Origin of the sequence: uncultured Actinobacillus sp. (genome assembly GCF_945915845.1) — a bacterium.
GTDB lineage: Bacteria > Pseudomonadota > Gammaproteobacteria > Enterobacterales > Pasteurellaceae > Exercitatus.
Genome location: NZ_CAMEFX010000024.1, coordinates 21529 through 28567, shown reverse-complemented (window position 1 = coordinate 28567; position 7039 = coordinate 21529). Strand labels below are relative to the sequence as shown.

At 40.9% G+C, this 7039-nt stretch carries 6 protein-coding genes; 3 read left to right on the top strand and 3 right to left on the bottom strand.

Annotated elements, in window-relative coordinates; translation table 11 throughout:
- Positions 1-61 precede the first annotated feature (61 nt).
- From Q0O89_RS06855 to priA, 3 genes are all read right to left on the bottom strand, one after another.
- Entirely contained in the window at positions 62-1276 is a 1215-nt protein-coding gene (locus tag Q0O89_RS06855; protein ID WP_293730963.1) for an aromatic amino acid transport family protein, read from the bottom strand.
- 232 nt (positions 1277-1508) lie between these two features.
- Positions 1509-2384: a cell division protein FtsN gene (gene ftsN / locus Q0O89_RS06850; protein ID WP_293730962.1), complete on the bottom strand. Its 876-nt coding sequence runs from the start codon at positions 2382-2384 to the stop codon at positions 1509-1511.
- Positions 2385-2490: 106 nt separating this feature from the next.
- Positions 2491-4695 (bottom strand): primosomal protein N', encoded by a 2205-nt coding sequence (gene priA / locus Q0O89_RS06845; protein WP_293730960.1) that lies wholly within the window; start codon positions 4693-4695, stop codon positions 2491-2493.
- Between the two features lie 179 nt (positions 4696-4874).
- Here priA and rpmE point away from each other — a divergent pair, with 179 nt between their 5' ends.
- From rpmE to Q0O89_RS06830, 3 genes are all read left to right on the top strand, one after another.
- Positions 4875-5087, top strand: a complete 213-nt coding sequence (gene rpmE, locus Q0O89_RS06840) for a 50S ribosomal protein L31 (RefSeq protein WP_273314314.1) — start codon at positions 4875-4877, stop codon at positions 5085-5087.
- Positions 5088-5149: 62 nt separating this feature from the next.
- Positions 5150-6190 (top strand): glycosyltransferase, encoded by a 1041-nt coding sequence (locus tag Q0O89_RS06835; protein WP_293730959.1) that lies wholly within the window; start codon positions 5150-5152, stop codon positions 6188-6190.
- A gap of 265 nt (positions 6191-6455) precedes the next feature.
- The gene (locus tag Q0O89_RS06830; RefSeq protein WP_293730958.1) at positions 6456-7022 is read left to right on the top strand and encodes a TetR/AcrR family transcriptional regulator; all 567 of its coding nucleotides are present in this window, start codon (positions 6456-6458) and stop codon (positions 7020-7022) included.
- Positions 7023-7039 lie beyond the last annotated feature (17 nt).

The following is a 7039-nucleotide window of genomic DNA, read 5'->3' as shown; positions in this document are numbered from 1 at the left end:
ACGGCATCAAATCAAGAATTGCAAAAAATTATCCAAATTCCACCGCTTGAAACCGCAATCATTAACCCACAACCTGCGGTAACCAGCCTTGTTCAATCAAGAACGGGACAATCACAATAAACACGCCAATCGCCAAAGTAATAATCAGCGAAGCATTGCCGCCTTTCACACGATAAGCTAAATCAGGCGATTGGCTACGTAATTTCCAAACCATCGCAATCGGTAACACAATCGCATAGAAGGCAAACATTTGTCCTGCATAGCCTAATGCGGTAATAAAGCCTTTTGGATAGAAGAAGGCAAAAAGCATTGGTGGAATAAAAGTTAATAAGCCTAAGGTTTTACGCCCTGCATTGATTTTCACACGTTTGAGCAAATCTTCTAACGCTTCAAATAAACCCAATGCCACACCTAAGAAAGAGGTGACCAAAGCTAATGCCGAGAACACTTTAACCACAACGCTAATCATCGTGCTGCCCGTAATTTGGCGCACCGCTTCGGCTAAACCATTTAAGGTTGGATCTTGTTCTAAGATTTTCAAAAATTCCGTTTGGCTTAATACGCCGTGAGTAGCTAATTGCCACAAAATATAGGCGATAAGCGGAATAGAAGTTCCCACTAAAATAGAAATGCGTAATGCTTTCACATTTCCTTCCAAGTATTTGTTCAAACTAGGAATTGAGCCGTGGAAGCCAAATGCCGTGAAAAACACTGGGCTTGCCGAAATCAATAACGCATTGTTAATCGGCATTTCCAATAAGTTATCAATAGAGACTTTTGGCAACAGCAAAAACAATACCAACACAAATGCCAAAAGTTTTGTGGTAAACAAAATACGGTTGATCACGTCCACGCTGGTTGTGCCAATCACAATAAACGAGCCAAAAAACACCGTGAAAATCACACCGGCAATTTTGGTCGTGGTTTCTGCATCCACAATAGTTGGCAACACACCGGCTAAAATGGAGCTACCGCCCGAAACATAAGCGGACAAAATCGCATATAAGAAAACGATCAATACGGTGGTCGAAACAATACGACCGAAAGTGCCGTAATATTTTTCTGCTAAAGTCCCAATCCCCGCATCACTTTCTACGGTTTGATAAACTTCCACAAACAACAACGCACTAAAGCACAACAATAACCATAAAGCGACTAATAACGCCACGGTAAAACCAAAACCAATCCCGGCTGAAGTCAGCGGCATGGCAAGCATACCCGCACCAATCGTTGTTCCTGCAACGATTAAGGTGCTTCCTAATGTTTTATTTTTCATATAAACACCTGTCAATAAAAATGAACAACCCGATTTTAATAGAAAAAAGCGTTTTTTCCACAAAAATATGAGAATTTTGTAAAATATTTTTGGTGGTGTAAAGATTGGTTTACAATTATTAAGGGAGTTTTCTAAGATGAGAGGCTGAGTTAAAAATAAGTAGGGGTCGCTTAGAATAAGATAAACACCAAAAACAAAGGCTGCATATGTTCCCATAAGCAGCCCCAAATAATTACATTCCAATAATCACACAACTAGTGATGGAAGCCGCTTGTTTTTGGACGTTAGCTGTTGTAGGGCGGTCGCCAATAGGACCGACTAAAACACGATTCCATTTCCCACTTTCAGTAATGCGCGCATTTAACCCAGCCATAGCTAATTTAGCTTGTAATGCTTCTGCTTTGGCACGATCATTAAAGGCGCCGCATTGTAGTCCAAATTTACCTACAGATGATGATTTAACCTCTGTTTTTGAGGTTTCTGTTGCTTTTGTGGCTTCAGCTACTTTGGCACTTTCAGCCGCTTTCAGAGCCTCAGCTTTTTTCGCTGCCTCTTGTTTCGCTAATTCTGCCTTTTTACGTTGTTCCGCCGCTTTCTTTTCTTCCGCTGCTTTCGCAACTAAAGCAGCGTCTTCCGACGCAGTGGGTAAAGTTTCAGAAACTTTGTTATCGTTTTTAAGCGCAGATTCATTTTTTGCCATGGATGACTCAGCCGCAGCTTTAGCCGCTTCTTCCGCCTTTAATGCTTTCTCTAATGCGGCTTTCTTTTCTGCTTCTTCCAAACGGCGAAGTTCTTCTTTTTGTTTTTCATTAAGTTGAGCCGATTTAGCCAATGCAGAGTTATCTGTTGGTACAGTTCGACTTTCTAACTCCTTGATATAAGACCAAGTTTCCTCCGGACGACTCGGAAGTTGACTTTTCGGTTTAGCTTTTTCTTGAACTTCCCCTTGAATTTCAGCCACCTCAGGCGACTTTTCTTTTAACATATAAAGCCCAAAAGCAAAGCCGGCAACAACAACGGCCGCGACCATGAATAATAACGACTTGCTCATACCATTTGATTTTTTCTTTCTTGAACCGCCACGTGCGGCATAATCTCGCTGCGCCACAATAATCCTATTTTATGCTATAAATCCTAAAAAATAGCGGTAATTCTACTCAATAATCCTAACACTGACTAGTAGGGTCTGTTTCTTTTTACCTAATTTTACAAAGTTAAGACAAATCCAAGGGATCCACATCTAAATTTAACCGCACTTGACTAGCTTTCATTTCCCATTGCTCATTAAAATCCTTCAAGGCTTTTTGTAACCAAGCGCGAGAAGGGTGTTGCAATAACAATTGCCACCGAAATTGATCGGCTTTTTTAGCAAAAGGCGCAGGTATCGCACCAAGAATCTGTAAGTGCGGTTGATTATTCGCCTGTTTCCACCGGTAAAAATAGGTAGCAATCTCATTCAATAACGCTTCCGCATTGGCACTCTGACGACTTTGCGCCTTAAATAATGCCTGCGCGCTAAAAGGGGGTAAGCCCATGGCATGACGCATTTGCAAGGCATTTTCTGCAAATGCGGAATAACCATTGGTCAACAATTGTTGCAACAAAGGATGTTCAGGATAATGTGTTTGTAACACCACTTCACCTTGCTTTTCCGCTCGCCCGGCACGCCCGGCCACCTGCACATAAAGTTGCGCCAATCGCTCTTCTGCACGAAAATCCACGCTAAACAAACTGCTATCCACATTAATTAATGCCACCAATGTCACATCAGGAAAATGATGACCTTTTGCCAACATTTGCGTCCCAATCAAAATTTGGCTTTTGCCCTGTTGAATATCGGACAAATGTTGTTCTAACTTCCCTTTACGCGCCGTACTATCACGGTCGATACGTGTAATGCCGTAATCGGGAAAACGCGCTTTTAAGGTTTCTTCCAGTTGTTCCGTTCCTAAACCTGTCGTCACCAAATGGGTTGAACCACATTCACCGCATTGCCGAGGAACAGGCTTTTGCATACTACAATGATGACAACGCATAACACGTTGATGCTGGTGATAGGTGAGCGGCTTATCGCAATGCGAACAAGTTGAAATCCAACCGCACTCATGACAGAGCAACACAGGGGCAAAACCACGGCGATTGAGAAACAGTAACACTTGATTCCCCTTTTGCAAATGCTCGTCCATTTTTTTCAGCAACGTCCCCGATAACCCGTTCACCATATTTTGATGTTTTAAATCAATCAGTTGGCTTTGAACCGCTGAAGCATTACCGGCGCGTTGTGAAAGTTGAATATGGTGATATTTACCCAACTTCACATTATTAAGACTTTCCAAACTTGGTGTTGCAGACCCCATTAAAATAGGAATATCCAACTGTTTAGCATAAACCACCGCTAAATCACGGGCATGATAACGCCAACTATCTTGTTGTTTAAATGAAACATCATGTTCTTCATCAATCACAATCAACCCAAGAGCCTCAAATGGCGTGAAAATCGCCGATCTTGTACCAATTACCACCGCACTTTGCCCAGAACGCGCACGTTGCCACACATCAAGACGTTGTGTCTCATTCAAATTAGAATGCAACACATCAATTTCCACATTAAAACGCGAGCGAAAACGTTGTACCGTTTGTGGCGTTAGACCAATTTCAGGCACCAATACCAACACTTGCTGACCTTTTTTGAGTATTTCTTCAATCAGTTGCAAATAAATTTCTGTTTTGCCTGAACCCGTGACTCCCTCCAATAAAAATGAACCAAAACCTTGTTGAAATAACAACTGACTTAAAACCAACGCCTGTTGTTTATTCAAGGTCAAACGATTCTCCGCTTTAGCGATTTCTTGCCCTTGCAAACGAGCTTGCCAAGAAACGGATTGGACGGGTTGCTCAATCTCTTCGATTAATTGCTTTGCTTTTAACGCAGACCAAATTGCCCCGCTAAATTCATTATTACCCTTTTCCATTGGGCTGACCGCTAAAGCACTGACCGCGGCAAGTTGTTTTTTTGCTTTATTTAACACGCCATTTGCCAACGCTTTTTCACCAAGTGCGGTCAATTTCCACAATATTTTTGATTTTTCCACCGCACTTTCTCCATTACGCAATTTAACCGGTAAGGCAGAAAATAACACCTCCCCCAAGGGGGTTTGATAATAATTTGCCGCCCAATGCAATAATTTCCATAATGGTTCGCTAAACACAGTTTGCTCATCCAATACGTCAATAATCGGCTTCAATTTTTCAGTAGGCAAATCACCTTGCTCAGGAAAATCCACCACAACCCCAACGCGCGTTTGCGTACCAAAGGGAACAAACACGCGCACGCCAATTTCTGCCACCATTCCATCCGGCAACAGATAATCAAAACAACGCATAAGTGGTACAGCGAGAGCTACACGGATAAATTTCATACAAGATCCTTTTCTAAACGCGCATTAATTATACTTGAACAAAGAAAAAATTTCGGTATAATTTGCCACCTATTTCACTTGCCGTGCATAGTTATGCGCGGTGTAATATTAACTTCGTATGGTGTAAGATAGCTTTGGGCTGATTTTATAGCGATACGGCTTCAATTTGAGGTTTTCCAATGAAACAAGGTATTCACCCAGAATATACAGAAATTACTGCAACATGTTCATGCGGTAACGTAATCAAAACTCGTTCTACTTTAGGTAAAGACTTAAACTTAGACGTATGTGGCAACTGCCACCCATTCTACACAGGTAAACAACGTGTTGTTGACACGGGTGGTCGTGTAGAACGTTTCAACAAACGTTTCAGCATTCCAAGCACAAAATAATTTGTTTTGGTTTAACCCCTGCGCTTGCGGGGGTTTATTTTATCTAGCACAAGGAAAAAGAGATGAAAATAGGCATTAATACCTTAGCTTTTCGTCAAGGCGGTGGCGTTGAACGTTATATTTTGGATTTAATTAATGGCTTTCACCAAGCACAAATCACACCTCGTGTTTATACCTGTAAAGTCGATACTTCCTTACCTGAAAATCAATTTATTGAATTGATTAAACACTCTCTTTCATGGGTTCCACGTAAATTACGCCCGCCTTTTTTATCATCCTTTGTGCGCAAAAATCGCCAACCCGATGAAAAAATCCTTTCGTTATTTTACCTTTATTGCGATATTTTTATTTGTGGCGGTAATCACAAAGGCTATTTGGCTTCACTCAACCGCCGGCCTAATTTCTACGAACGTTTTATTAAAATTCCTTTTGAACAAAAAGTATTAAATGAATGCCAACAAATTATCGCGCATTCAGGTTTAATGAAAGAAGAATTAATGCATTTTTACAAAGTGCCTGAACATAAAATTCAGGTACTTTATCCCCCGGTGAACACGCAAAAATTTCAGCCAATTTCATCAGAAGCCCGTCAAGCTCTTCGCCAAAAACTCGGCTTTTCCGATAACGAAATAATTTATCTCTTCCCATCAACCGGACATAAACGCAAAGGCTATGACATTTTAAAAGCCTTTTTCAACGCGACAGATTTACCCGTGAAATTAGTAGTAGCCGGCACACCGGTAGAACCAAGCAAAAACGTGGTGTCACTCGGTTTTTGTAACAATATGCCCGAACTTTACCAAGCCGCCGATTTCACCATCATGGCATCCAGTTACGAACCTTTTGGCTTAGTCGGATTAGAATCTGTGCTTTCAGGCACACCAATTATCTTTGCAGAAAATATGGCATGTTTAGAAGTCTTCCAGGGCGATTTTGGTTTCACTTTCAATCGCCATGATCCAACCGGCCTTAAAAGCGCGGTCCAAAATTCCTTGAGTTTATACCAATCAGGAAAAGCACGTATTGAACAACCACTCAACTGCTTGACCTATAATCCTGAACTTTCAGCTCATATTGATGCTTTGCTAAAGATTATTCAGTGAAGGGATTAGGCACAACTCAATATTCATCTCATGGATTCTTTCTCTAGCATTCTCAGGTAAGCCTTGATCGCTAATAATCATATCTAAGGCATTAAGTGGATACACTATTGCTGCTTCGCATATAAGTGCGGTGAAAAAAATTCCTATTTTTTAGCCGCACTTTTTCTTGCGTAAAGACTAAAAATCATTAAAATGAACGAACGTTCATTCAGTGGTATTTTACCATTGAATGAATTTTCTTTAATCTACTGTGAAATCTCAAATTATGTGCCGATCTGAACTAGATATGGCGGAGCAGATTTTCTTGGCAACCGAGCAATTAATTGCAGAGGGTGGCGTTCATAGCCTCTCTATGCATAAGATTGCGAAGGAAGCAAAGATTTCAGCCGGAACCATTTATCTTTACTTTAAAAGTAAGGATGAATTGCTGGAACAGCTTGCTCGCCGTGTATTGCAGCTCTTTTCTCAAGAGTTAGAAAAAGACTATGACGAAACACGTTCTTATTTTGAGCAATATCGAACGATATGGTGGAATATTTGGCATTATTTTTCTGATAATCCTATTATGGTGAAGAATATTCACCAATATTTTTCGTTGCCGTCTTTCGTTAGCGTTTGCTCTGAAATGAAAAGTCTAAGTCATTGGGCTTTATTTTGCCAAAAGGCCGTGGCGGCTGGTGCGATGTGTGATTTGCCATTAGCCGCATTATCTTCTTTAGGGTTGGGAAGTATTATTCATTTAGCGAGCGATCGCATTTACTTTAACCTTGAACTAACAGAAGAAACCTTAGAGAGCGTCATTGAACAAACATGGCGTGCGCTTAAAAAATAAATTTTATTTTCTTTTAA